The sequence below is a fragment of the Mesorhizobium robiniae genome (assembly GCF_040545535.1).
In the GTDB taxonomy this organism is placed as follows: domain Bacteria; phylum Pseudomonadota; class Alphaproteobacteria; order Rhizobiales; family Rhizobiaceae; genus Mesorhizobium; species Mesorhizobium robiniae.
In genome coordinates this window covers 720,544-743,023 of sequence record NZ_JBEPMC010000002.1, presented here as the reverse complement: position 1 = coordinate 743,023, position 22,480 = coordinate 720,544, and the positions used below count along the sequence as shown (strand labels likewise).

Annotated in this window: 18 protein-coding genes; 14 read left to right on the top strand and 4 right to left on the bottom strand. The window is 61.0% G+C overall.

Annotated features, from left to right (window positions below):
- Window positions 1–282 precede the first annotated feature (282 nt).
- The 8 genes from ABID19_RS07895 to ABID19_RS07860 all read left to right on the top strand — a co-directional run bounded on the left by ABID19_RS07895 (window position 283) and on the right by ABID19_RS07860 (window position 8,656).
- Entirely contained in the window at window positions 283–819 is a 537-nt protein-coding gene (locus ABID19_RS07895) for a hypothetical protein (protein WP_354489389.1), read from the top strand.
- Window positions 820–1,265: 446 nt separating this feature from the next.
- On the top strand, window positions 1,266–2,279 hold the full coding sequence (locus ABID19_RS07890; RefSeq protein WP_354489387.1) for a glycosyltransferase family 2 protein: 1,014 nt from the start codon (window positions 1,266–1,268) through the stop codon (window positions 2,277–2,279).
- 371 nt (window positions 2,280–2,650) lie between these two features.
- Window positions 2,651–3,049, top strand: a complete 399-nt coding sequence (locus ABID19_RS07885; protein WP_354489385.1) for a single stranded DNA-binding domain-containing protein — start codon at window positions 2,651–2,653, stop codon at window positions 3,047–3,049.
- 163 nt (window positions 3,050–3,212) lie between these two features.
- Window positions 3,213–4,082, top strand: a complete 870-nt coding sequence (exoK, locus tag ABID19_RS07880; RefSeq protein WP_354489383.1) for an endo-1,3-1,4-beta-glycanase ExoK — start codon at window positions 3,213–3,215, stop codon at window positions 4,080–4,082.
- 61 nt (window positions 4,083–4,143) lie between these two features.
- Window positions 4,144–5,475 (top strand): UDP-glucose dehydrogenase family protein, encoded by a 1,332-nt coding sequence (locus ABID19_RS07875; RefSeq protein ID WP_354489381.1) that lies wholly within the window; start codon window positions 4,144–4,146, stop codon window positions 5,473–5,475.
- A gap of 94 nt (window positions 5,476–5,569) precedes the next feature.
- Window positions 5,570–7,030 carry a GMC family oxidoreductase gene (locus ABID19_RS07870; RefSeq protein ID WP_354489379.1) on the top strand — a complete coding sequence of 487 codons (1,461 nt, stop codon included), beginning with the start codon at window positions 5,570–5,572 and terminating at the stop codon, window positions 7,028–7,030.
- Window positions 7,027–7,476, top strand: a complete 450-nt coding sequence (locus ABID19_RS07865; RefSeq protein WP_354489377.1) for a hypothetical protein — start codon at window positions 7,027–7,029, stop codon at window positions 7,474–7,476. The genes ABID19_RS07870 and ABID19_RS07865 overlap by 4 nt, the downstream gene beginning before the upstream one ends.
- Window positions 7,477–7,576: 100 nt before the next feature.
- Window positions 7,577–8,656: a glycosyltransferase gene (locus tag ABID19_RS07860; protein ID WP_354489376.1), complete on the top strand. Its 1,080-nt coding sequence runs from the start codon at window positions 7,577–7,579 to the stop codon at window positions 8,654–8,656.
- 109 nt (window positions 8,657–8,765) lie between these two features.
- Here ABID19_RS07860 and ABID19_RS07855 read toward each other — a convergent pair whose 3' ends face one another.
- A complete protein-coding gene (locus ABID19_RS07855; RefSeq protein WP_354489374.1) occupies window positions 8,766–9,788 on the bottom strand; it encodes a phosphoribosyltransferase in 1,023 nt (340 codons plus the stop codon).
- 38 nt (window positions 9,789–9,826) lie between these two features.
- Window positions 9,827–11,323: a lipopolysaccharide biosynthesis protein gene (locus tag ABID19_RS07850; protein ID WP_354489372.1), complete on the bottom strand. Its 1,497-nt coding sequence runs from the start codon at window positions 11,321–11,323 to the stop codon at window positions 9,827–9,829.
- Window positions 11,324–11,513: 190 nt separating this feature from the next.
- Between ABID19_RS07850 and ABID19_RS07845 the strand changes: the two genes are divergently transcribed.
- The 6 genes from ABID19_RS07845 (at window position 11,514) to ABID19_RS07820 (ending at window position 19,209) form a co-directional block, all read left to right on the top strand.
- On the top strand, window positions 11,514–12,686 hold the full coding sequence (locus tag ABID19_RS07845) for a glycosyltransferase family protein (protein WP_354489370.1): 1,173 nt from the start codon (window positions 11,514–11,516) through the stop codon (window positions 12,684–12,686).
- A 25-nt stretch (window positions 12,687–12,711) separates the two neighbouring features.
- Window positions 12,712–13,710, top strand: coding sequence for a glycosyltransferase family 2 protein (locus ABID19_RS07840; RefSeq protein WP_354489368.1), 999 nt, complete (start codon window positions 12,712–12,714; stop codon window positions 13,708–13,710).
- Window positions 13,707–14,660 (top strand): glycosyltransferase family 2 protein, encoded by a 954-nt coding sequence (locus ABID19_RS07835; RefSeq protein WP_354489366.1) that lies wholly within the window; start codon window positions 13,707–13,709, stop codon window positions 14,658–14,660. Before ABID19_RS07840 ends, ABID19_RS07835 begins: the two co-directional genes overlap by 4 nt.
- Window positions 14,650–15,618, top strand: a complete 969-nt coding sequence (locus ABID19_RS07830) for a glycosyltransferase family 2 protein (protein ID WP_354489364.1) — start codon at window positions 14,650–14,652, stop codon at window positions 15,616–15,618. The genes ABID19_RS07835 and ABID19_RS07830 overlap by 11 nt, the downstream gene beginning before the upstream one ends.
- Window positions 15,619–15,671: 53 nt before the next feature.
- The gene (locus ABID19_RS07825; protein WP_354489362.1) at window positions 15,672–16,568 is read left to right on the top strand and encodes a UTP--glucose-1-phosphate uridylyltransferase; all 897 of its coding nucleotides are present in this window, start codon (window positions 15,672–15,674) and stop codon (window positions 16,566–16,568) included.
- 259 nt (window positions 16,569–16,827) lie between these two features.
- Entirely contained in the window at window positions 16,828–19,209 is a 2,382-nt protein-coding gene (locus tag ABID19_RS07820; protein WP_354489360.1) for a polysaccharide biosynthesis tyrosine autokinase, read from the top strand.
- 173 nt (window positions 19,210–19,382) lie between these two features.
- Here ABID19_RS07820 and ABID19_RS07815 read toward each other — a convergent pair whose 3' ends face one another.
- The gene (locus tag ABID19_RS07815) at window positions 19,383–20,462 is read right to left on the bottom strand and encodes an acyltransferase family protein (protein WP_354489358.1); all 1,080 of its coding nucleotides are present in this window, start codon (window positions 20,460–20,462) and stop codon (window positions 19,383–19,385) included.
- Between the two features lie 99 nt (window positions 20,463–20,561).
- Window positions 20,562–22,469, bottom strand: a complete 1,908-nt coding sequence (locus ABID19_RS07810) for a propionyl-CoA synthetase (RefSeq protein ID WP_354489357.1) — start codon at window positions 22,467–22,469, stop codon at window positions 20,562–20,564.
- Window positions 22,470–22,480 lie beyond the last annotated feature (11 nt).

Here is a 22,480-nt window from a genome sequence, read left to right as displayed (position 1 = left end):
TCGCAACACACAATTTCTCGATCGATTGAAATAATCGCGTCATGAATTGACTAAATAATAAACCCATCCTGCACAAAATTTGGCCTTTATGGCACATTCGTGACAGATTATGGGCAATTTTGAAAAATCTAGTGCGTTTTTGAGGCTGATTTGGGGCGAATCGCTCTTGTTGCCACGTATTTGAGCATCATGGTGCTTTAGCTTTGCAAAGCATATAGCGGTTATAAAGTAAAATACGATTTAATATTGTGGCTGTTACTGAAGTGAGTCCATATCCGGAGATTGGCCGCGGTGCAGATGTGTGCATCGCAACATGGCGGAGTCGATCCTGCGAATTCACCCAAAATTATTTGTGGTTGGCCTTGCCCGCTATTGCACAGCTCAATAGAGTTGCAAATTGTTTCTGTCAGAGTATGGACAGGGTGGAATAGGCCGGAAGCAACCGGCCAAAAAGCGGGCAGCCTCAACGAGCTCGCATGGCGAAGGGAGGGCTCGGGGTGGGTCAATCATCGATTTTTGCCCGGGCAGGTTAACGGGCTGTCGGGTATGTCGCTACCAAAGTTCATCATCGGCATGTTGTTCGCTCTGGCGGTTGTGGTCGCCTGGTCTTACCTGGCCGGCGCTTCGCTCGGCACGACGCTTTTTCGCGCTATAGCCTGCGCCATCGTCATCCAACTGGGTTACTTTCTGCTGGTTTTCGCCATGGTTGCCAGAAACGCTCCGACATCGGCTGACAAGCTTCGCGATGCTGAACGAAAGCTGAGTTCGGCTGATGCGGCCGATGGCGAGAAGTTCAGTGCCAGGAGAAGCCTCCATTGACGACCTGACGTCAGGTCGCGTTGGCAAGATTCCTTTCTGACTGCTTGCATGACAGGATCCTGGGCAACCGGCCTCCGGATTTTCTCTCTCCTTCTGATCACCAATTCAGCATGTTGCCGGATCTCGACGATGCGGCCGTTTTCCATCGCGACCGCACGGTCGGCGAACGACGCGATGATCGACGGCTGCTTCCATCCAAAATGAGCAGGCTGCTTGCGAGGGCGGCGCGCCATCCGTGGGCCACCACGACATCGAAAGGGACGACACGGAAAGGAAAGACTGGACGGAGCGAATGATTTTCGCGATGCTTTGCTTCGCAGTTGCAGCATAAGCGCCGGCCGACGCTTTTTGAACAGCCGGACGGTGAGAACGAGCGCTGCATCCAACGTTCAACAGGGGAGCGGCGAGAAAATTCGGAGTTACCGGTGCAGTCGAGAGGCCAATTGATGACAGAACCCCAGGTCTGCGTGATCATCGCTGCCCGCAACGCGGCGCGGACAATCCCGGTTGCCATCGCATCGGCATTGCGCGAGCCGGAGGTGGCGGAAGTCGTCGTCGTCGATGACGCGTCCACCGACGACACCGCGACAGTCGCTCGGGCGGCCGACGATGGCAGCGGCAGGCTTTCCGTCATCCGGCTCGACGTCAACGGCGGTCCTTCCTTCGCCCGCAACGCCGCGATCGCCAGCTCCAAATCGCCGTTCATCAGTATTCTGGACGCCGACGATTTTTTTCTCGAGGGCAGATTTCGCGAGTTGTTCGCCAGCGCCGATTGGGATTTCGCCGCGGACAACATCATGATGATCAGGGACGATGCGGCCACCGATGTCTCGAAAATCCCCGCGCCGCGGTTCTCGGCCGACCCGGAATTCCTCGATTTCGAACGTTTCATCGAGGGCAACATCTCCAGTCGCCGCGTGCGGAGAGGTGAGTTGGGTTTCCTCAAACCGGTGATCAGCCGTGCTTTTCTCGACCGGTATGGGCTTCGCTATGACGAAAACCTGCGGCTGGGCGAAGACTATGAACTCTACGCGCGCGCGGTTGCTCACGGGGCGCGGTTCAAGGTCATCAGGTCCTGCGGCTATGGCGCGATCGTTCGCGCAGATTCGTTGAGTGGCCAGCACAAGACGCAGGATCTCAAGCGCCTGGCCGACGCGGATCTGGCGCTGCTGGCGATCGACAGTTTGCCGGAAGGCTCTAAGGCGGTGCTCAGGAGGCATGAACGGCAGGTACGCGACAAATACCGGTTGCGGAACTTCCTCGACGTCAAGAATGAGCGTGGGCTGACATCGGCTGCGGCCTACGCCCTGGCCAGCCAGTCCAACCTCATCCCTATCGTTCGCGGGGTGGCCGCCGACAAGCTGGATGCGCTGTTTCGACGCGCCGGCTTTGCCTCGAAGCAACCTGTGCCGCCGCTGCGCTTTCTGATGGCCGCAACCAGCCCGGCCGGCGAGACTTGAGCTTGTCCCTGGCCGGCGCCATGCCACTCGTGTCGACAGGTCCTCGCCCCGCTCCAAAGTGATACGAATTTCCGATTGGCCACACCAAAGCGCGTCGCGTTTGATGAGGTTCATGCGACGCGCTTTGAGTTCTTGCTCTTATGCATATCGTTGTCGCAAAACCGCCGCGCACGTTTGCGCATCATGCATTAGGTGGTTGCCTACTCGCTTTGGGGATGGCATGTATGTTGCGGTGCAGCAATTTTGGCCGGCGGTTTGAATCGGCCCGAAAATGTCCTCCTGTCAGAGGAACTGGACGATGCGACGAGATTTTTTGGCTCGAACGGGCACGAGGCTAGGCTTTAGGCCAGCCATGACAGGGAACTGAGCGCATGGCCTCGATATTCGGCTTCAGATCAAGGGATCCGGCTCGAGACAGGCAGACCGACGTCTCGCGCCTTGATCGCCTGGCCAAGCTGCTTGACCAGATCGCGGCCGAGGTCGAGGCGGAGAAGAACGGACTTGAGAACCGCTACCGGACACAGGCCACCAACGCGGCCTTCCTGGTCGAGGCGATGGAGAATGGGGCGGGTTCCACCAGCAGATCCGCGGAAGTCGGTGAGCTGACGAGGTCGATCCTGAATTGCGAGCGGCGCATCGCGGCGCTCGCGCGCCAGAACGAATTGATGAAAGATCTCCGTCATTCGCTGGATGCAATCTTCGATGAAAGCGCTCAGCCTAGCTCGACCACCAAGCCTGGTTTCGCCAAGCCGGCCGCCGGCACAGGATGAATCTCGAAGTTGTGGGTGACACCGCAGGCAAGAGGTTTGGTGCCACAGGGCAAGAAGAGGCAGCACCAGGAAGGTACGGGGAGAAGGTCAAGATCAGCTCGTTTCGTCACGGTTCGAACGTCGACTTTGGGTTGGGGGCGCACAGCACAAAGGTGAGTTTGGTATGAACGCGGATCCGAAAATCACGACCACCCCAGCCATCGGCGGCAGGCCGTTCACGCGCTCGATCGGGCGAGGGAAGCTGAGGCGGCTATGTTCGGGCGGCGCGTTTCTGCTGGCCGCACTCGGCGGCCTGGCTGCAGGCCCAACCCCCTCTCATGCGCAGGATATTCCGACTGCGCCATCGTTCGTCGATGATTTCACCAGCTTCGACCGTGCGCGCTGGTATGTTTCCGACGGCTGGACGAACGGCAGCCATCAGAACTGCACCTGGTCCAAAAGCCAGGTCAAGCTTTCCGATGGCATGCTGACGCTCGGTTTCGAAAAGCAGAAGCTGAAGGATCGCGACTTTGCCTGCGGCGAGATCCAGACCAAGCAGCGCTTCGGCTATGGCACCTATGAGGCGCGGATGAAAACCGATGCGGCCTCCGGCATCAACACCGCCTTCTTCACCTACATCGGCCCCTCCGACAAGCAGCCGTGGGACGAAATCGACTTCGAAGTGCTGACCAAGGACACCTCCAAGGTGCAGGTCAACGCTTACATAGCCGGCAAGGGTAATAACGAGAAATTGGTGGATGTAGCAGGTGGCACCGACAAGGCATTTAACGATTATGCCTTCGTCTGGGAGAAGGACCGGCTGCGCTGGTATGTCAACGGCCAGTTGGTGAACACGATCACCGATCCGGCAAAGCTGCCCTCCCATGCGCAAAAGATATTCTTCAGCCTCTGGGGCAGCGACACCATGAAGGACTGGCTGGGCCCGTTTTCGGACCCGGGCCGCAAGCTCACCATGCAAGTGGACCGTGTCGCATTCACGGCGCTCGGCCAGCCATGCCAGTTTCCGGAATCGCTGGCATGCAGCGTGAAGTGAAGGCTAATCTGAACCGGCCGGACCGAAAGCGATCCGAAGCCTCGAACAGGGATGAAACTAAATGAATTTGACGGTCTTTGGAATTGGCTATGTCGGTCTCGTGCAGGCGGCGGTGCTTGCCGAAGTCGGGCACCAGGTGGTGTGCGTCGACATCGACGTGAAAAAGGTCGAGCGGCTCAATCAGGGATTCATCCCGATTTTCGAGCCCGGGCTCGAAAATCTCGTCAAGGAGAACCATGCCGCCGGCCGCATCAAGTTCACAACCGACGCCGCCGCCGCGGTCCGGCATGGCGTGATCCAGATGATCGCCGTCGGTACACCTCCGGGAGAGGATGGTTCGGCCGACCTCAAATATGTTCTGGCCGTCGCCGAGGCCATCGGCAGGGAGATGGACGCGCCTAAGATCGTCGTCGGCAAATCGACCGTGCCGGTCGGCACCTGCGAAAAAATAAAGGCCAGGATTGCCGCTACGCTGAAGGCTCGAGGGCGCGAGGACATGGCTTTCGACGTGGCTTCCAATCCGGAATTCCTCAAGGAAGGCTCCGCGGTGGCCGATTGCATGAAGCCCGACCGCATCATCGTCGGCACCAGCAGCGAGAGCACCGAGGCGGTGATGCGTGAGCTTTACGCCCCGTTCAACCGCAACCACGAGAAGATGATCGTGATGGATGTTCGCAGCGCCGAGTTCACCAAATACGCGGCCAATTGCATGCTGGCGACCAAGATCAGCTTCATGAACGAAATGGCCAATCTGGCTGAGGAGCTGGGCGCCGACATCGAGGAAGTCCGCAAGGGCATCGGCAGCGATCCGCGCATCGGCTACCACTTTATCTATCCCGGGCTCGGCTATGGCGGCTCGTGCTTCCCCAAAGACGTGCGCGCCCTGATCAAGGCGGCGGAAGGCGTCAAATTCGATGCCAAGCTGCTGCGCGCGGTCGAGGAGCGCAACAACGAGCAGAAGTCGGTTCTGTTCGACAAGGTGAGCCGATATTTCGAGGGCAATCTGAAGGGCCGGACCTTTGCGCTGTGGGGCTTGGCCTTCAAGCCCGACACCGACGACATGCGCGAAGCGCCGGCGCGTGTCTTGATGGAAGCGCTGTGGAAGGCCGGTGCCAAGGTGCAGGCCTACGATCCCGAGGCGATGCAGGAATGCCAGGCAATCTACGGACAGCGCGAAGATCTGCTCTTGTGCGGAACCAAGGAGGCAGCGCTGCGTGGCGCCGATGCGCTGCTGATTGCCACCGAGTGGAAGAGCTTCCGCGCGCCTTCATTCGACGCCATGAAGGATGCGCTGACCACGCCGATCATCTTCGATGGCCGAAACCTCTACGACCCGAAGGTCATCGCCCGTCATGGCATCGAATACCACTCGATCGGCAGGATGGCGGCGTGAGGCCCATGCGGGAAAGGCCTAGGGCTAGACCGGATCGCACACCAGGAACTGTGACGAAGGCTTTGATGCTCGTTTCAACAAAGGGTTTTATCTGATGGTGCTGGGCATCAGGCCGGAACAGATCGCCAACGAACATTTCGACCTTGTCGCCATCGGTTCCGGTTTCGGTTCGGCCTTCTTCCTGCATGCGTTCGCGAAGCGGCGAAAGGCGCGCGTTCTGGTCTTGGAATGGGGCCGGCACAACACGCATGAATGGCAGCTCGACCAGAACGTCAACACCGACATCGACGAAGAGACCACCTACAAGACCAACTCCGATAAGCCGTGGAACTACACCATTGGATTGGGTGGCGGAACGAATTGCTGGTTCGCGCAGACACCGCGCTTTCATCCGAACGACTTCAGGCTGAAAAGCCTCTACGGCGTCGGCAACGACTGGCCGATCAACTATGACGAGCTCGAGCCGTTCTACTGCGATGCAGAGGACCTCATGTCGATTTCAGGCGACCCCGACATGGCGGCGATGATGCCGCGCTCCAGGCCGTTTCCACAACCACCGCATCGCATGTCGACGCCGGACCGGATGATGAAGGCGGCGCAGCCGGACCAGCATTTTGTCGTGCCGACAGCCAGGGCGCGTGTGCCGACGGCGCAGCGGTCTTCGTGTTGCGCCAATTTGCGATGCGGCTTATGCCCGGTCGACGCGAAATTCACCGCCAACAACGGCCTGATGCACGTCTTCGAGCATCCCGACGTTTCGGTCTGCCTTGGCGCCGAAGTGCGCCGGCTCGATCATGTCGGCGGATCGGTCCGTTCGGTTGCATTCGTGCATCACGGCAAGGAATATTCGGTCAGCGGCGATCTTTTCGTTCTGGGTGCCAATGCCATCCAGAGCCCGGCGATCATGTTGCGGTCCGGCCTGTCGGGCGAATTCGTCGGGCGTGGCCTGCATGAATCCTACGGATGGAATTTCGAGGCCTATCTCGACGGTGTCGACAATTTCGACGGCAGCACCATCACCACCGGCCTGAATTTCGGCCTTTATGACGGCGCCCACAGGTCGCAGCATGCGGCAGCGCTGGTCTATTTCGAAAACCGCTGGCAGCACGGGATGCGCCCCGAAAAGGGACGTGTCCGTCAGACGCTTCCCCTTATCATCGTCACCGAAAACCTGCTCGAACCGGAAAATCTCGTCATCCTCGACGAGGATGAAAACGCCTTCGTTAGTTTCAAGGGGGCATCCGACTATGCCGTCAACGGCATGGCATGGGCAAAGGATAAACTGCCGGCGCTCCTGGCCCCGCTGCCGGTCGAAGAGATTTTCGATCGCGGCATCCGGCCGACCGAGTCGCATGTCCAGGGCACGTTGAGGATGGGATCGAGCCCGGCGGATTCGGTCGTCGACCGGGACATGATCCACCATCAGCTCAGGAACCTGGTTGTCGTCGGCTCCAGCACATATCCAAGCTGTTCCTGCGCCAATCCGAGCCTGACCGCGGCAGCCCTTTCCTTGCGGGCGGCGAGCCGGATAGCGGGAAAGGAAGTGGCCGGATGATCAAGGTTTCGCGACGCGCGGCACTGGCCATCATGGCCGGCGGAGTTGCCTCCACCGGCATTGCCTACGCCGCCGTTTCCTCGCTTTCGGACGAGGACCTGGTGCGCGTCACGCTGGAAAGATATTTCGGCAGGCTGAATATGCGCATCGAACATTTGCAGCAGTTCGTCCTGGAATTCCAGAAGCGGAACCCCTGGATATTTCCAAACACCAAGCTGGGCGATGCGGTCACTCTGCTTGAGGAGCTGAAATTGGGCGCCGCACGCAGGTTGCTGCCCGAACAGAAAAAAGAGGATCTGAGGCATTTCGACCGCTGGGTCATTGCCGAGTTCCATATGCTGACCGACTATGCCCGGCGCAGTTCGCCAACAGACCCGATCCGCTTCACTGGATGGCAGCCATGCACCAATCCGTTCGCCAATTTAGAGATGCAACCGAATGCCTGAGGGCGGGTCGCAAGCCCATCACCTGCAAACAAACCCATCACCCGTAACAAGCAATGCGTCATCGCCCGTAAATTTGAGAATGCGACGAGGAGCCGAAACCATGAAAGTGCTTTTTGCAGGCGGCAACGGTTACACGCCCCAGTTCAGTGGCGGTGTCCAGTCCAGCACCCATCATCTTGCCGAGCAGTTGCTCGCGCATGGGCATGAGGCGTCGGTGCTCGCCGCCCTGTTCGGCCAAGGCGTCTTCGGCTACAAGGCGCGCGCCAAGATGAAGCTTCTGAGGCAGCGCGCGGTCATCGACAGCTATCCGGGCTATCCGGTCGTGCGGGCCTGGTTTCCTTGGGAAGCGGCGGGTTTTGCCGTGGAAAAGCTGAGGCCGGATGTCGCCGTGGTCCAGTGCCACAAGTCGGTTCCGATCGGCAAGGCGCTGCAGGCCGAAGGCGTGCCGCTGGTCGTCTATCTCAGGAATGTCGAGTTCCATGAATTGGGCGGCGATCTGCGTGAGCTGCATTCGGCGCTTTACATCGCCAATTCCGAGTTCACCGCGCGCACCTACAAGGCAAAATTCGATATCGATTCGACGGTTATACCGCCAACCATCAATCCCGCGCTCTACAGCACGCCGACGACAGGCGAGTTTGTCACGCTGATCAACCCTTACGAGGAAAAAGGTTTCGAGCTTGCGGTGCGCATTGCCGCCGCCTGCTCGGAAATCCCATTCCTGTTCGTCGAAAGCTGGAAACTCGACGACGATCATCGGGCCAGGATCGAACGGACGATCGCGCCGCTCGGCAACGTCACGCTGGAGAGCCGGACCAGCGACATGAAGACGGTTTATGGTCGCACGAAAATCCTGCTCGCGCCCAGCAAGTGGGAAGAGGCCTGGGGCCGGGTGGCGTCGGAAGCGCATTGCAGCGGCATTCCCGTTGTCGGTTCGCGTCGTGGTGGGCTGCCCGAAGCGATCGGCTCCGGTGGCGTGGTGCTGGACTATGATGCCCCACTCGCCGACTGGGTGGCCGTGGTCAGGCGACTGTGGACCGACGGCCAGGAATATGGGCGGCTTTCAGCTGCAGCCCGTGCATTCTCCGAGCGTCCGGAGCTCGATCCGGCGAGTCAGTTCGCGACCTTCTTCTCGATGCTCGACAGGGCGGCACGGCAGCCTTCGCGACAGGCCGCCTAATTCCAGGAAAACTGTGAAACGGTTTTCCGTCCGGAATTGCTAAAACTAAAGAGATAGAGCGGTTCGGGGTTTCGGTGAAACGACGAACCGCTCTAAATTCTGAATGGGTTCAAGCAGGTCGTTTGACCCGGCTCTTGAGCGTTTCGTAGCCGCGCTCGCCGAGCAGCGTGCGCGCGACGGTCTTGATCGCCGTCTTGCGCCCGTCCGGCGAACTGATCTCCCGCAATCTGCTGGGCAGGTTGCGTGCCGTCTGTCCGAGTGCCGGAAGCGACAGCGTGTCGGGATAGCTTACCAGATGCGTTTCCACGCACAGCACCGGTTTGCCGGAAAGCTTGGCGATCTTGAGCGCCTGCTGGTGCTCGCTCTCGATGAATAGGATGGCGTCGGATTTGCGGTAGAAATCGGCCTTGAAACTGCCATGCACGCCAAGCCGTTGCCGTTCCGCCTTGCTCGGCAGGTCAAGCATGATCAGCTTGTCGTATTCGATGCCGTGCTTTGCGAGCCATGCTTCGGTAAGCGCGCGGTATTTCTCGAGCCGGCTGGTGACGAGCCAGCCGATCTTGCGGGTCGGGCCAAACAAGGGCAGCGCTTCGCTCAGGAACTTCTCATAGGCGGGACCGTCGTCGTTTTCGGCTTCGGTCGGGTCCAGGCAAAGCACGCCGTCAATGTCGACGCAGCATTGCGCGAGGAATTTGTGGTGCATGAAGTTCCACTGGAACATCCTCGGATGCGGCACGACTTCCAGGACGATGTCGGTTTCCTCGTGCTGGGGCAGCAGGCCGAACACTGCGGCAAAAGTGAAGTCCGCCTTGATGCCGGCGGCCTCCACCCGGCTGCGCGCCGCTCGCATGGCGGCGCCGCCGCTGACGCTGTCGTCGATCACCAGAATCTTGCGCATGTCCGACGCCTGCCGGTCGAGCGCGGCGCGGCGCTTGGTGACCCCCGACGTGTAGATCTTTCCGGCAAGGAAGCTGTCCAGGTCGGTCATCGGTATGTTCGCCGTCAGGCTGAGCAGCGTGGCGGCAAGAATGCCGCTTCTGGGAACACCGACCACCAGGTCGATGTCGCGCGGCAACCGGTGAAGGTTTTTGACAATCGCATCGTTCATGTCGGAGATCGATCGGTAGTGCATGGGATCAGGCCTGGTCCTCGTATGGATGTCCGCGCAAGTTACTTCGCCTCGCTTGGTGCTGCCGCGGGCGCCCGTGCCGGCAGGAGCTTCAGGGCCTCCCGCAGCGCCTCGCGGCCGGAAGCAAACGCCAATGCGACCATAATGGTGATCATGTAGGATAGCACCACCGCACCGGCCATAGCGATGATGTGCTGTTGCGGCAGCAGCGGCTTGACGAACCAGATGGCGGCAAGCGCCAGATGCGCGCCAAGCATGAAGGGCGTCACCGCGCGAAGGATATGGCTTGCCCGCAGCGGGCCGGTTTTGCCAATATACAGCCACAGGAAAGGCGTTTTGAGATACTCACTGATTGCATAGGCGATCGCCACCCCCAGCGCGCCATAGGGAAGGCCAATCAGGAAGGCCAGTACCGACGTCATGGCCGCTATGATGCCCCAGCGCATAAAATCGCCCGAGCGCCCCTGGCTGATGAAAAGCCATCCCGCCGGGTTGTTGAGCGGCTGCAGCAGCCCGGCAAAGCCGAGCGCCAGGAAGATGCTGGAACTCTGCCGCCACTGCTCGCCGAGCACGAACGGTATCAGCACGTCGGACATGGCGGTGGCGAAGGCGACGCCGGGAAGTGCGACCAGCAAGATCAGCGGCATGACGCGAAGATAAGCGCTGCGGTAGCGGTCCGGCTCGTCCTTCAGCCTGGAAAGAGCCGGCACCATGACCTTCGACAGCGGATTGGTGATCTGGCTCAACGGAAACAGCAGCAGCTTATAGGCCCGGTCATAAAGTCCGAGCTGCGCCTCGCCCCAATATTTTCCGATCAGCACATTGTCGAGATTGCGGGCAAAGAAATTGGTGAAATTGAACCCGGTGATGCCGGCGCCGAAATTGATCAGTTCGCCGATGCCGTCGACCTTGCGCGGCAGGCTAGGGCGCCATCGCGAGTTTGCCCAGAAGCAAAGCGTCGGCAGTACGGCTGCTGTCAGCGTGCCGGCAAAAAGCGCCCAATAGGAACGGTCGATGAAAGTCCAGGCGATCGATACGACCAGGCCGGCGATGGCACTTGCGACATCGATAATGGCCAGACGGGCGAACTGCATGCGACGTGTCAGCAGCGCCAGATGCTGGGCGCCCAGTCCATAGGCTATGATCTGCAACCCAAGCGCTGCCACCAGACCGGCCACCCGCGGTTCGTCGTAGAAGGCGGCGACCAGGGGTGCCGCAACCGCCAGCACGCAAGCCAGCAATGTGCTGACCGCGACATTGACCCAGAAGAGGTAGTTGACCTCCTCATGCCTGATTCCTGTTTTCTGGATCGTCGCCTGGGTCAGGCCGAAATCCTGGAACAGCGCTATGAAGGCAAGCACCGGCGCGCACATCGCCACGACACCGAAGTCCTGCGGCGACAGCAGGCGCGACAGCACGATAACGGAGACGATCTGCGTCGCGACCCGCACCGATTGCGCCAAAGCCGTGATGACAGCGCCGCGTCCCACCGATCTGCGGAGAGAGCCCTCTGGCGGATCGAATGCATTGGCTTGCAAATTCAGGGTCCCTGATTTTTGTGCCGGTCCCGATGTTCCGACCCGCGCCCCATGCTATCATCAAACTACGGCAATAATTTTGCAGCGCAACAAAAAACGTGGTTCTTTGCTACGCTGCACCAAAAATGTTGCGATGCAGCACGAGCTGTACTAGGATTCTTACGGGCGGGCCAACAGCGGTCGAGTTTTCATGCTGCATGTCTTGTACTTGGTACACGACGTCTCCGACCCGGCCGTGCGCCGGCGGATCATAATGCTCAAGGCAGGCGGCGCCCAGGTAACACTGGCGGGCTTCCGTCGGACAGCAAGCCCGATCCTCGAGGTCGAGGGCGTGCAGCCGATCGATCTTGGTGCGACGCGCGACGGCCGATTCGCCCAACGGGTGGCGGCGGTCACAAAGGCGGCGGTTTCGATCGGCTCGAAGCTCGGTTCGATGCCGCGACCCGACCTCATCATCGCGCGCAATCTGGAAATGCTGGCGCTTGCCCGGCGTGCCAAATCGGCGTTCCAGGCGACGGTGCCGATCGTCTACGAGTGCCTCGACATCCATCGTCTTGTGCTTCGCGACGACTTTGTGGGTAAGGCGATGCGCGGCGCGGAACGCTATCTGGCCAGGGATATAAGCCTGCTGGTGACCAGCTCACCGGCCTTTATCGCCAATTATTTCAAGCCGTTCGGGCAGATTGCCGCGCCTGTCGAGCTGCTCGAAAACAAATATTTCGAGCCTACCGCGGTTTCGCTGGATGATCGGATAGTGGTGGAGCATCCGGTAGCCCCGCCTTGGCGGATCGGCTGGTTCGGCGCGCTCCGGTGCCGCCGCTCCCTGGAACTACTGGCCGAATTTTCCCGACGGCTCGAGGGCCGCTTCGAAATCATCCTTAGAGGCCGTCCGGCACTTTCCGAATTTCCGGATTTTCACGGTTTCGTCGAATCCGAACCCTGGCTCTCGTTTGGCGGGCCCTATCGTAACCCCGAGGATATGGCGACGATCTACCGTGAGGTTCATTTTTCCTGGGCCATAGATTTTTTTGAGCAAGGGCTGAATTCCGAATGGCTGCTGCCCAACCGCCTCTATGAGGGCTGTCGCTTCGGCGCCGTGCCGATCTCCATGGGCAACACCGAAACCGGCCGGTTCCTGGACCGGCAGGGCATCGGCGTTCTTTTGACTCAAGCCACGCCCGAGGCGCTCGAAGCCGCCCTGGGCGATATGGAGGAGCATCGTTTCAGGAGATTGCGGGCGCGCGTTCTCGCTCGCAATCCGCGAACCTGGAGCCACGATCGCAGCGATTGCCGGGCGCTCGTCGACAAGCTTCGCGCGTTGACGGCTGTGCCCGATCGATATGCTGCCGAGGCACTGGCTTAATATGGCTAGGGATGGGCATGGGCCGATGACGCAGACCGAAAAGCTTGCGCCCAGCTTGATCGTGATTCCGTGCCTGAACGAAGCGGCTCACATCGGCGCGCTCGTTGATCAGCTTCGACCGGCAGCCGAGAGGCTCGGTGCCCGGATCGTCGTTGCCGATGGCGGCAGCACCGACGGCACACGGGCGATCGTCGAGGAGATCGCTGGGACGGATCCGCGGATTGTCCTTCTTCATAATGAAAAGCGCCTGCAGAGCGCGGCGATCAATCTCGCCGTCGCCAGTTACGGCGAAGAGGCCGAATATCTCATTCGCATCGACGCGCATGGCGGCTATCCCCCGGACTATTGCGATCGGCTGGTCGAGGAGGCGCTGGCCACTGGCGCGGATTCGGTCGTCGTCTCCATGCTGACCAGCGGCAGCGGCACCGTGCAGAAAGCGGTGGCGGCTGCACAGAATTCCAAGCTTGGCACGGGCGGCTCCAAGCACCGGCATCTCTCAGTGGGAGAATGGGTCGATCACGGCCACCATGCACTGATGCGGATATCGGCCTTCAAGGCTGTCGGCGGCTATGACGAGACGTTCAGCCATAACGAGGATGCGGAGCTCGACTACCGGCTGCGCAAGGCCGGCTACCGGATCTGGATGAGCGGCAAGACGCAAATGGTCTATTACCCGCGCGCGTCGCTCGCCGGCCTCTATTTCCAGTATCTCGGCTATGGCCGCGGCCGGGCAAAGAACGTCCTCAAGCACCGCATGATACCGAAGGTTAGGCAGATGGTGCCGCTTCTGGTGTTACCCGTCGTCCTTCTCTCTGCCTTTTTCTTCGTGCATTGGCTGGCGGTCGTGCCGCTTCTGGTGTGGGCGTCGGTTTGCCTCGGCTATGGCGTGTGGACCGCCATCAGCCAGCGCAGTCCGGACAGCGCCCTTGCCGGGATTTCGGCGATGGTCATGCATTTTGGCTGGTCCGTCGGCTTCTGGCTGCAACTGCTCGGACAGCGATCACAGCGTAGGAGGGTGGCGTGACGGATGTGGCCGAGAAAAACCGCAGCATAGATGTCTGCGTATGCACTTTTCGGCGGCCGGAGCTTGCTGACACCCTTCGCTCCATAGCCGCCCTGGACGTGCCTTCGGGATTCGACATCCGCGTCATCGTCGCCGACAATGATGACGGTCCGACGGCCGAGTTGCTGGTGGCGACACTGGCGGAGACGTTGAAGCTGCCGATCAGCTATCGTCATTGCCCGGCGCGCAACATCTCAATCGCCCGCAACGCCTGCCTCGACGCCAGCACGTCGGATTTCGTCGCCTTCCTCGACGACGACGAAACGGCATCGTCCAGATGGCTCGCCGAACTGGTTGCGACGGCAGAAGCGAGTGGCGCCGCCGCCGTACTTGGACCGGTGCGGGCGCGCTATCGCGCGGACGCGCCAGATTGGATGCGCCGCGGCGATTTCCACTCCACCCTGCCCGTCTGGGTGCGCGGCGAGATCCGCACCGGCTACACCTGCAACGTTCTGCTCAGGATGGGCGCCGACAGCCTCCGCGGCCGACGGTTCAGCCTGGCGCGTGGCCAGACCGGCGGCGAAGACACCGAATTCTTCGACCATATGGTCAAGGCTGGCGGTCGCATCGCCTTTTCGCCGCAGGCCTGGGTCGACGAAGTGGTGCCGCGCGCCAGGGCCGCATTCGACTGGCTCCGCCGCCGCAGGTTTCGTGTCGGGCAGACGCATGGCCACCTTCTGGGCCGCGACGCCCGTGGCCTCGCTTTGGTCAGGCAAGTCGGCCTTGCCTCTGCAAAGGCGGTCTTTTGTTTCGCATCGGCAATCCCGGTCGCAATCAGTCCCGTGCGCAGGAACCGCAGCGTGCTTCGCGGCATCATGCATGTCGGCGTCGTGAGCGGTCTCGTCGGCGTGCGTGAAATCCGCCAATACGGCCTGCCCTCGCCGCAGGAAGGGGGCAAGCGTGCAGCCTGACGTCACCTTTGTCATTGCCGCCTATAATGCGGAACTGACCATCGAGCGGGCGATCGCCAGCGCCATCGCCCAGCGCGATGTCAGTGTCGAGGTCATCGTCGTCGACGACCAGTCGCGCGACCGGACGCTCGATCTGGCGCGATCCTATCCCGAAGACATCGTTCGCGTCGTCGCCCTTGAGCAAAACCGTGGTCCTGGCGGCGCCAGAAATGCCGGCCTCGAGCTTGCCCGCGGCAGATGGGTCGCAATCCTCGATTCCGACGACGCGGTCTACCCGGGCCGGATCTGCACCATGATTGACCGCGCCGAGAAAGCGGGTGCCGAGATTGCGATAGACAATCTCCAGGTCGTTCGCGAGGACGGCGTCGCCGAAGAGACGATGTTCCCGGCCGACTACCTCGAGGGCTTGAGTGAAATCTCGCTGGCGGACTATATCGCCGGCAATGTGATCTTCGAATCCAGGTTCAATCTCGGCTATCTCAAGCCGATCTTCCAGCGCCAGTTCCTGAACGAAAACGGGCTTCGTTATGACCAAGACCTGATCATCGGCGAAGATTACATCCTGTTGGCCAGTGCGCTGGCCAAGGGCGGCAAATGCGTGGTCGAACCGACGACCGGCTATGTCTACCATATCCGGACCGGCTCGATTTCCCGCGTGCTCGAACTCCATCACGTTGAGGCGATGCGCAAGGCCGACCTCGCTTTCGCCAGAACGCATTCGATGGACGCAGCCGCCGAGGCCGCTTTCGCCAGGCGCACGCGCAGCCTGCGCAAGGCGGCGTCGTTCCTGTCGCTGGTCCAGCATATTAAGGCGCGGTCCCCGCTTAAGGCGATATGGACGGCGCTCAGCGATCCGGCGGCGGTTCGGCATATGGGCATGCCGATCGCCGTCCGGCTGCGAAGGGTGGCGGCGCAATTTGCCGTGGGTGCGGGGGAGGTGAAGAGTGCAGGCAGGTGAAAGACAGTTTTCGCGGCCTGCGACAGGTTGAAAATCTCCAGAAGGATTATGCGATGAAGAAAGTCAGGAAGGCAGTCATACCGGTGGCGGGGCTTGGGACGCGATTCCTGCCGGCGACCAAATCCATGCCGAAGGAAATGCTGCCGGTCGTCGACAGGCCTGTCGTGCAATATGCGGTGGACGAGGCATTCGAAGCCGGTATTGAGCACATTGTCTTCGTTACGGGTCGCAACAAGGCGGTCATCGAGGATTATTTCGACCTGCATCCCGAATTGATCGGAACGTTGGAGCAGAGCGGCAAGACGGCGCAGCTTCAGGCGCTCGAAAGCCTGCTTCCCGTGGCCGGTGCCACAAGCTTCATCCGGCAGCAGTCGCCGCAAGGTCTCGGCCATGCGGTATGGTGCGCCCGGGAAGTCATCGGCGATGAGCCCTTCGCATTGTTGCTGCCGGACATGGTGTCCTTCGGCGGGCGCGGATGTCTCGCGGAAATTACCGACCTCTATGCGCAGACCGGCGGAAACGTCATCGCCGTCGAGCGCTGCGACCCGACCGAAACCAGCAAATACGGTATCGTCGGCTGCGGCGCGGATGTCGGCTCGGGTTTCGAGGTGACCGCCATGGTCGAAAAGCCGGCTCCCGCCAATGCGCCGTCGAACTACTACATCAACGGCCGCTATATCCTGCAGCCCGAGATATTCGCGCTGCTCGGCAATCAGCAACGCGGCGCCGGCAACGAAATCCAGCTGACCGACGCCATGGTCCGCCTTGCGCAGAGCCAGGCTTTCTTCGCCCAGCCGTTCAACGGCCGGATGTTCGACTGCGGTTCGAAAGAGGGATTCATCCAGGCAAATGTCGCCTTCGCGCTGGCGCGTGACGACATGAAGGGGCCGATCTTCGAGATGCTTCAGGAGTTCGTCCAGTCGCATGAGCGCCGGGTAGAAGCCGCATAATGCCCATTTTTTGGGAGCATTGGCATATGGATGGTCGCGCAAGACATGCCGTTTTGGCCGCCAAGATGTGTCTGGCATGAAGCCTGCGCCGGACATGTGCTGATGCTCCGATCATACTCTAGCGCCTGCAAGCTGGAGCACCGGACCAAAGTCGGGACCCGGTTCGGGGAAGTCCGATGCTCGGACAAAGAAATAGAGCGGCGGCACAATTCGACTTGAGAGACCGCCGCTCTAGATGCAAACTAGAATTGGACCGAAGATGAATTATGCCAATTTTCCTCTCGACAAGAGGAAGTCATTGCCGAGTTCTGACGCAGTAAGCGCCGAAGACTTCATCGATGTCGAGCGCCTGCTGAGCATGGCAGCAAGGCAGGCAAAGGTGGTTGCGGCATGCGCCGCCATCGGTCTTTTTCTGGGCGTGCTCTATTTGCAAACCACGCCTCCCACCTACTTGGCAACGAGCCGCGTGCTGATCGATGAAGGCTTGAACAAAGTCGTCGACGAGGTCTCGGCGGCCTCGGTCAGCATGCAGACCGACTCCGCCATTCTGAGCCAGATCGAAATTCTCCATTCGGCGAGACTGGCGGCGGTGGTCGTCGACAAGCAGAAGCTCGATCAGAACGACGCTTTCTTGTACCCTCCGACTTCGCTTGCGTCGAAGGCCTCCGGTTTGGTGCGCGGCGTGATCCGGTATTTCCGTCCCAGACCCGCCGTGGGCACCACCGACGTCGCGCAGCTTGATGCGGCCACGCGCGAGGCGATGATCGCCTCCTCACGCCGCGATTACGCAATCCTCAAACTGCAGAACGAGGTGCAAGCCGAGCGCGTCGGTCGAAGCTATGTGATCTCCATTGCCTATCAAGCGACGGACCCGGTGCTTGCGACCGCGATCACCAAAGCCTATGCCGACGCCTATCTCGCGGATCAGCTCGACGCGAGCTTCGATGCGACCGAGCGGGCGGCGGTCTGGCTACAAGGCCGGCTGACGGAGCTTCGCGAAAGTTCCCAGGCAGCGGCGCTTGCCGTCGAGAAGTTCAGGGCCGAGCATGGACTGGCCGTCAATGACGGCCAGTTGATCAGCGACAAGCAATTGGGCGATCTTAACAGCCAGCTTATCGAGGCGCAGGCCGATACCGCCCGCGCCAGCGCCCGCTACCAGCAATACAAGTCGATCGTCGAAAGCGGTTCGGATAACGCATTCAGGGATGCCGCCATATCCGCCGACCAGCCGAGCAACTCGGTCATTTCAACGCTCAAGACCCGTTATCTCGCTGTCGCCAAGCGACAGCAGGATGTCGAAGCCAACTTCGGGGCCGATCATCCCCAGGCGGTCGCACTGGCCAAGGAAAAGGCCGACATATCGGCGCAGATTTTCGGCGAGCTGAAGCAACTGACCGAAAGCTATCGCAACGAGTACGAAGTTGCCCTCGCGCGCGAGACGGCGCTCCGCGCAAATGTCGCATTAGCGGCCGGCAAGAGTTCCATCGACAACCAGTCGCAGGTCAAGCTGCGTGAACTGGAGCAGAAGGCAACGGCGCTCTCGACGCTCTATCAGACGTTCCTTGGCCGCTATGAGGAGGCCTCCCAGCAGCAATCCTTCCCGGTCGGCAAGATCCGCGTCATCTCGGACGCGACGCTGCCGCAATCCGCGGCAACCCCGCGCACGTCCATTGTGCTGGGACTTTCGCTTGTGCTTGGCCTGATGATGGGGGCCGGGCTTGGCGGCCTGAACGAATTCAGGGAACGGTTCTTCAGGACCGGCGAGGACGTTCGCGATCGCGTTGGTCTCAAATTCCTCGGCTACCTGCCGATCATTGGCAGCAAGGTGGTCAAGGACGACAGGCGCGATGACGGTCAGGCGGACGTCAAAACCGCCCAGTCATCGTCGGCCGCTGAAAGACGCGCGCGCATGCGGGTGAGCGTCGACGCCCCGGCATCGATGTTTTCCGAAACGCTCCGCAGCACCAAGATTGCCTTCGACGTCGTGCTGGAAGGGCAAGGCAGCCGGGTCATTGGCGTGGTTTCGGTTCTTCCCGGCGAGGGCAAGTCGACCGTGGCGGCGAACCTGGCCGGCCTGCTTGCCGCCAACGGTTCCAAAACGCTGCTGGTGGACGGCGATCTGCGCAACCCCGGCCTCAGCCGCGCCCTTGGCATGGAGGCAGAGCAAGGCCTGATGGAAGCGGTGGTGAGCGGGCAGACCTGGCAGTCCGTCGGCAAGATCGACCGGCAGACCAAGCTGGCGATCGTCCCGGCCGTTCCGCGCGGTCACTTCTCGCACACCAGCGAGCTTCTGTCGTCGGCCGGAATGCGTCGTTTCATCGACAATGCCAAGGAAACCTTCGAATACATCATTGTCGATCTGCCGCCGCTTGGCCCCGTGGTCGATGCCAAGGCCTTTGCTCCGCTTGCCGACGGCTTCGTGCTCGTGACCGAGTGGGGGCGCACGCCGCGTGCGATGGTGCAATCCATACTGAGTTCGGAATCCTATATCGCCAACAAGATCGTCGGCGTGGTCTTGAACAAGGTCGATTTGAAGAAGCTCGCCAAGTATGGCTCAATCGGCGGTTCGGAAAAATTCTTCGACAGATATTCGAGCTACTATCTGGAAAAGTCGGAAGCGCGCCGGAAGGTAAACACCTGACCTCTGTATACTGGTATACAAAGCGCGGTGCGTGTATTATCGCTACCCCTGCGCGGCGAGGCGTATGCCGGGCCTGGCGCCGGCGGGATCACGAATAGACCTGACCGGCGGGCAAGCCGACACGGTCGGTGATGCTTCGCGCCGCACGGGCCCGGCGTGAAACGCCTGCGCGGTTACGCGGCCTTGAGGCGATAGCGGAAGATGGTGTGGTCGAGCAGAAGCCGGATTCTCGGTTCGGCCTCGATCGCAATCAGCCAGCTCGCGGCGATCATGGTCGCCCCGACGATGACCACCGAAAGCAGGTATGGCGCTCCCGCACGCATCAGGGCCCCGAGAATGGCCGCGCCGACGACATCGTGGATCAGATAGAGTGGGTAGGTCATCAGGCCGATCCGGCGCCAGCCGCGCCAGGACAGGTCAAGCCGCAACGACCATGCCATTAAAGCGATGGCAACGAGGAAGAAGACGATCGGCGGCGCGTATGGCATCTGTTCTTCGACCTTGACGGTGTGAACATCGACCGAACTGGCGATCTGCAGGACACAGCCAACGAGAAACAGCGCGCAGAGGCCAAGCCGGAACGGCGTCACCGCCTTGGATCGCATCAGCCAGATCATGACGCCCGTCGCAAAGAAGCATCCGTGATGCACCAGCAGCAGGGCGAGCCAACGCGTTTCGGCAAGGTTCGACCAATCGAGCGGATAATACAGGCACCAAAAGAGCGTGCTGACCATGCCGATCACAATGGCCACGACCTCCATCAGATGGAAGCGGCCCAGCCACAGCAAGGTCCAGACGACGGCATAAAAGGCGATCTCGATGCCGAGCGTCCAGTAGACGCTGTCGACCCAAGGGGAGTAGGGAACGAACAATGCCGTGCGAACGAGCCGGTTCACGGCATCCGTCGGCCAGCTGAGGCCGACGAGGAGCAGCACCGCCGCGGTGATAGGCGCGCAAATCCAGACCGCCGGCGCCAGCCGCTTCACTCTTGCCTCGAAAAACCGCAAGGGACTGGAGTTTTCGGCGCTGAAGGCGACGACGAAGCCGCTGATGACGAAAAACACCTGCACCCCGACCCATCCGGAGCCGAGAATCATCAGTTCCGGATGCGGCGGGATGCCGCCGGTGGCCCGTGCCGAAACGCCTGCTGGAAAGGCCCACACCCAGTAACCGTAGTGGTAGAACATAACGAGGACTGCGGCGAGAAATCGAAGAATGTCGACGCCGCCAAAAGTGGTTTTTTGCTGAGCCATGCCGTATCGTCGGTGGGCGCCCCGATAAAACTGTATGGCGATTTGCTGCATTGCACAATAGCCAATTGGCTACCGGCGCGCTGTCGATGTTCGATGTCTTTACAGGCCGATTCCGCGTCCCTTCAGCGCTGCGGTGATTTCGTCGAGAATGACCGGATCGTCGATAGTCGCCGGCATCGTCCATTCTTCCTTGTCGGCAATCTTCTGCATGGTGCCGCGCAGGATCTTGCCGGAGCGCGTCTTTGGCAGGCGCTTGATCGTCACCACCGTCTTGAAGGCGGCGACCGGGCCGATCCGCTCACGCACCAGCGTGACCACCTCGGTCTCGATAGTGGCGGTGTCGCGCGCAACACCCGCATTCAGCACGACGAAGCCGAGCGGAACCTGGCCTTTCATCGCGTCGGCGACGCCGATGACAGCGCATTCGGCAACGTCCGGATGCGCGGCTAGCACCTCCTCCATGGCTCCGGTCGACAGCCTGTGGCCGGCGACGTTGATGATGTCATCGGTTCGAGCCATGACAAAGAGATAGCCGTCCTCGTCCATCATGCCGGCATCCGCCGTCTTGTAGAAGCCGGGGAATTCGTCGAGATAGGCTTGGCGAAACCGGTCGTCGGCCTTCCACAGCGTCGGCAGGCAGCCGGCCGGCAGCGGCAAGCTGACCACGAGGTTGCCCAGCGTGCCGCGCTCGACCTCATGACCTCCATCGTCGAGCACGCGGATGTCGTAGCCAGGCATGGGCACGCCGGGTGAGCCGTATTTCACCGGCAACAGGCCCAGTCCGGCCGGGTTGATCGTCATCGGCGAGCCGGTCTCGGTCTGCCACCAATGGTCGATCACCGGCACGTGCAACTTCTGCTCCGCCCATTTGATGGTTTCCGGATCGGCGCGCTCGCCGGCGAGGAACAGCGTGCGGAATTTCGACAGGTCGTATTTCGGGACGAATTCGCCCTTGGGATCCTGTCCCTTGATGGCGCGGAACGCGGTCGGCGCGGTGAACAGCGCGACCACGCCGTGCTCCGCTATCACCCGCCAATATGTGCCGGCGTCGGGCGTGCCGACCGGCTTGCCCTCGAACAGGATGGTCGTGCAACCGTGCAGCAGCGGGCCATAGACGATGTAGGAATGGCCGACCACCCAGCCGACATCGGAAGCCGCCCAGAACACCTCGCCCGGCTTGACGCCGAACTCGTTCTCCATCGACCATTTCAGCGCAACCATGTGGCCGCCATTGTCGCGCACGATGCCCTTGGGCTGGCCGGTCGTTCCTGATGTGTAGATGATGTAGAGCGGGTCGGTGGCAAGCACCGGAACGCAGTCGACATTGGCGCCCGCGGCGCGCTCGCGGGCGACGGCGTCGGCATAGTCGATATCGTGATTTTCCCTGAGCTCGCAGCGCAGCTGGTCGCGCTGCAGGATGAGGCAGGCTGCGGGCTTGTGCCGCGACATCTCGATCGCCTTGTCGAGCAGCGGCTTGTAGGCGACGACGCGCCCGGGCTCCAGGCCGCACGAGGCGGAAATGATCAGCTTCGGCTTCGCGTCGTCGATGCGCGTGGCGAGTTCGTGCGAGGCAAAGCCGCCGAACACCACCGAATGCACGGCGCCGATCCGGGCGCAGGCCAGCATGGCAATGGCCGCTTCGGCCACCATCGGCATGTAGATGATGACGCGGTCGCCTTTCTGGATGCCGCGGTTCTTCAGCACCGAGGCCAGCGCCACCACCTCGCGCTTCAGTTCGGCATAGGTGAATTTCCTGATCGTGCCTGAAATCGCGCTGTCGTGGATCAGCGCGATCTGGTCGGCGCGGCCACCCGCCACGTGGCGGTCTACGGCGTTGAAGCAGGTGTTGCAGGAGGCGCCGCTGAACCAGCGGCCATAGACGCCGGAATTCGCATCGAACACGCTGTCGTAGGGCGAGAACCAGTCGATGGCTTTGGCCGCATCCGCCCAGAATTTCTCCGGATCGCGTTTCCAGCCGTCATAGACCTCGTGGTAGCGTGACGCCATCCAGCTTCCTC

What these genes read in the sequence shown, in the direction of transcription:
- ABID19_RS07890 (WP_354489387.1), top strand. Translation starts at nt 1,266, where the DNA reads ATGACAGAACCCCAGGTCTGCGTGATCATCGCTGCCCGCAACGCGGCG.
- ABID19_RS07885 (WP_354489385.1), top strand. Translation starts at nt 2,651, where the DNA reads ATGGCCTCGATATTCGGCTTCAGATCAAGGGATCCGGCTCGAGACAGG.
- exoK (WP_354489383.1), top strand. Translation starts at nt 3,213, where the DNA reads ATGAACGCGGATCCGAAAATCACGACCACCCCAGCCATCGGCGGCAGG.
- ABID19_RS07875 (WP_354489381.1), top strand. Translation starts at nt 4,144, where the DNA reads ATGAATTTGACGGTCTTTGGAATTGGCTATGTCGGTCTCGTGCAGGCG.
- ABID19_RS07870 (WP_354489379.1), top strand. Translation starts at nt 5,570, where the DNA reads ATGGTGCTGGGCATCAGGCCGGAACAGATCGCCAACGAACATTTCGAC.
- ABID19_RS07865 (WP_354489377.1), top strand. Translation starts at nt 7,027, where the DNA reads ATGATCAAGGTTTCGCGACGCGCGGCACTGGCCATCATGGCCGGCGGA.
- ABID19_RS07860 (WP_354489376.1), top strand. Translation starts at nt 7,577, where the DNA reads ATGAAAGTGCTTTTTGCAGGCGGCAACGGTTACACGCCCCAGTTCAGT.
- ABID19_RS07855 (WP_354489374.1), bottom strand. Translation starts at nt 9,788, where the DNA reads ATGCACTACCGATCGATCTCCGACATGAACGATGCGATTGTCAAAAAC.
- ABID19_RS07845 (WP_354489370.1), top strand. Translation starts at nt 11,514, where the DNA reads ATGCTGCATGTCTTGTACTTGGTACACGACGTCTCCGACCCGGCCGTG.
- ABID19_RS07840 (WP_354489368.1), top strand. Translation starts at nt 12,712, where the DNA reads ATGACGCAGACCGAAAAGCTTGCGCCCAGCTTGATCGTGATTCCGTGC.
- ABID19_RS07825 (WP_354489362.1), top strand. Translation starts at nt 15,672, where the DNA reads ATGAAGAAAGTCAGGAAGGCAGTCATACCGGTGGCGGGGCTTGGGACG.
- ABID19_RS07820 (WP_354489360.1), top strand. Translation starts at nt 16,828, where the DNA reads ATGAATTATGCCAATTTTCCTCTCGACAAGAGGAAGTCATTGCCGAGT.
- ABID19_RS07815 (WP_354489358.1), bottom strand. Translation starts at nt 20,462, where the DNA reads ATGGCTCAGCAAAAAACCACTTTTGGCGGCGTCGACATTCTTCGATTT.
- ABID19_RS07810 (WP_354489357.1), bottom strand. Translation starts at nt 22,469, where the DNA reads ATGGCGTCACGCTACCACGAGGTCTATGACGGCTGGAAACGCGATCCG.